This window comes from Flavobacterium rhamnosiphilum, assembly GCF_004349195.1.
Taxonomy (GTDB): domain Bacteria; phylum Bacteroidota; class Bacteroidia; order Flavobacteriales; family Flavobacteriaceae; genus Flavobacterium; species Flavobacterium rhamnosiphilum.
The window spans coordinates 1-1,387 of sequence record NZ_SMLG01000036.1 but is presented as its reverse complement, the minus strand read 5'-3'; the positions used below and the strand labels follow the sequence as shown (position 1 = coordinate 1,387).

General features: G+C 32.0%; 2 protein-coding genes. Both read left to right on the top strand.

The window, feature by feature from the left end; translation table 11 throughout:
* Window positions 1-39 precede the first annotated feature (39 nt).
* Complete coding sequence (locus E0I26_RS16570; protein WP_205728812.1) at window positions 40-468, top strand: helix-turn-helix domain-containing protein; 429 nt, start codon at window positions 40-42, stop codon at window positions 466-468.
* 14 nt (window positions 469-482) lie between these two features.
* Window positions 483-1,334, top strand: coding sequence for an IS3 family transposase (locus tag E0I26_RS16400; protein WP_205728811.1), 852 nt, complete (start codon window positions 483-485; stop codon window positions 1,332-1,334).
* Window positions 1,335-1,387: the final 53 nt, after the last annotated feature.

The window sequence follows — 1,387 nt, the reverse complement described above, 5'->3', positions numbered from 1 at the left end:
TGTCCCGTCCTGAAATAGCGATACACAAAAACCTTCGTTATGGAAGAAAACCTTAATTATGTAAAGCGGACTCAAAAAGACTATTCGATGTCTTTTAAATTACAAATTGTTCAAGAAATAGAACAAGGACAACTCACAGCAACAGAAGCTACCAAGAAATATGGTATTCAGTGTAGAAAAACTGTTGTAGAATGGTTACGAAAATTTGGTAATTTTGATTGGGAAAACCAAAGACCATCAAATATGCCGAAATCACCAGAACAAAAGATAATGGAACTTGAAGCCCAAGTCAAGTTATTAGAAAAACAAAAGGCTCTTTTGGAACGACAAGCGTATGTTGGTGATAAAAAAGCCATTCTGTTTGATATGATGATAGACCTTGCAGAGAAAGAATATCATATCGATATACGAAAAAACTCTCCACCCGAACAATCGACTATTTTAGAGAAAAAGAACAAAAAACAATAGCGTTTACCTGTTATTTGTTCGGGATAGACAGACAGGTTTATTATCGAAAAATCAGAAGAAAAGTATCAAAACAAAATAAAGCCAAAGAAGTGATTTCAATGGTTGATGATATAAGAAAAACAATGCCTAGAATAGGTACTCGAAAACTATATTATCTTTTGTCGGATAAACTTCAACTGATAAATATTGGAAGAGATAAGTTCTTTGATATACTCAGAGCGAATCATTTATTGATACAACCCAAACGCAGTTATCATGTGACAACCAACTCCCATCATCGTTTTAGAAAACATCAAAATCGAATTTTAGATTTAAAAATAAATAGACCCGAACAAGTTTGGGCATCCGACATAACATACATCGGAAAAAGAGATAATCCATGCTATTTAAGTTTAGTTACAGATGCTTATTCTAAAAAAATTATGGGATATTATGTTACCGACAATATGAATACCGAAAGCAGTCTAAAGGCATTGAAAATGGCACTCAAACAAAGAAAAAACAAAAACTTACCGCTAATTCATCATTCAGATAGAGGGATTCAATATTGCTCCAATGAATATCAAAAAGAACTCAACAAAGACAATGTTGTATGCAGTATGACCCAAAACTCGGATCCTTATGAAAATGCGGTTGCAGAAAGGATTAATGGTATTTTGAAACAAGAATTTATGATTGACAAATACAATCAAAAAGCAGAAATTATGAAACGAGTTGTTAAGGAAGCTATCAATATTTACAATGACTTTAGACCTCATTATTCAAATTACATGCTTACTCCGAATCAAATGCACATCCAAAATCAAATTAAAATGAGAACTTATAAAACAAAAAACAGTAGCAAACCTAAGCTTACTACTGTCTAAAAATTGTACTTTTATTTTTTATTAATCCTGTATCACTTTTTCAGGACTAGACA